Here is a 1,095-nt window from a genome sequence, read left to right on the forward strand (position 1 = left end):
TCCCCATGAAAGGAGACACTCTACATTATGACTTATTATCACCGCCTACACCCCTGGGCTATCGTTCGCCTGTTACCAAAAATGCAGCGAGTTGTTGTTGGTCGCTTTCGCAATCGTTCTGATGCGGAAGGGCATTTAAAAGCTCTGAAACGATTAATGCCTGATGCTGAATTCATCATTGTTTTTGATGTAGGCGATCTTCCTAGGGAAGAAATGTAGAATTAAGAATGTAGAATGTAGAATTAAGAATGGATAATTAAGAATTAAGAATTAAGAATGTAGAATGTAGAATTAAGAATTGAGAATTGAGAATTGAGAATTAAGAATTGAGAATTAAGAGGTTGTCTGAGAAGTTTCATTGGCTACATCTAAGCCCCCGTTGGTCCCCCAATTTTGGGGGCTTTTACCAGCAAATTGATTCTTGTTCCCCCCAGAATTGGGGGGCGAGGGGGGCAAAATTCAGTATCAAAAAACTTTTCATATCTCCTCCTCTAAGAACGCAGAAGGCAGAAGGAAGAAGACATAATTTCCAATTCACCATTCTTAATTCTCAATTCTCCATTCTACTTGGTGGTGCGTTACGGGGCGGGCTATTCCAATACTGGCCCTCGAAGTTAAAAATGAGGGCAAGCCCGCCCCTAACGCACCCTACATTCTCCATTCTTCCTTCTTAATTCTCAATTCTTCATTCTTAATTCTCAATTCTCCATTCTACTTGGTGGTGCGTTACGGGGCGGGCTATTCCAATACTGGCCCTCGAAGTTAAAAATGAGGGCAAGCCCGCCCCTAACGCACCCTACATTCTTAATTCTTAATTCTTAATTCTCAATTCTCAAAGGAAAGCACTATGCTATTACAAGACAAAAAACGCTATTACACAGCAGACGAATATTTAGAACTAGAAGAAGCTGCTGATTATAAAAGTGAATACCGGGATGGAGAAATTGTACCGATGGCTGGAGGCACTACAAATCCTAATAAAATAGCTCTCAATTTTGCAGCTCACTTGAAGTTTGCCTTAAAAGGACAAGCCTACGATATTTATATCGGTGATGTGCGATTGTGGATACCTGATTATCGCCACTATACCTATCA

Annotated in this window: 2 protein-coding genes; both read left to right on the forward strand. The window is 40.8% G+C overall.

Features of this window, described 5'->3' with window-relative positions; all coding sequences use genetic code 11:
- Positions 1-27: 27 nt before the first annotated feature.
- Positions 28-219, forward strand: coding sequence for a hypothetical protein (locus F6J99_RS45270; protein WP_293124045.1), 192 nt, complete (start codon positions 28-30; stop codon positions 217-219).
- Positions 220-847: 628 nt separating this feature from the next.
- The coding region (locus tag F6J99_RS45275) for a Uma2 family endonuclease (protein ID WP_293124048.1) at positions 848-1,095 on the forward strand (248 nt) is incomplete at its 3' end.

This window comes from Moorena sp. SIO4G3 (assembly GCF_010692305.1).
GTDB classification, from domain to species: Bacteria; Cyanobacteriota; Cyanobacteriia; order Cyanobacteriales; family Coleofasciculaceae; genus Moorena; species Moorena producens_A.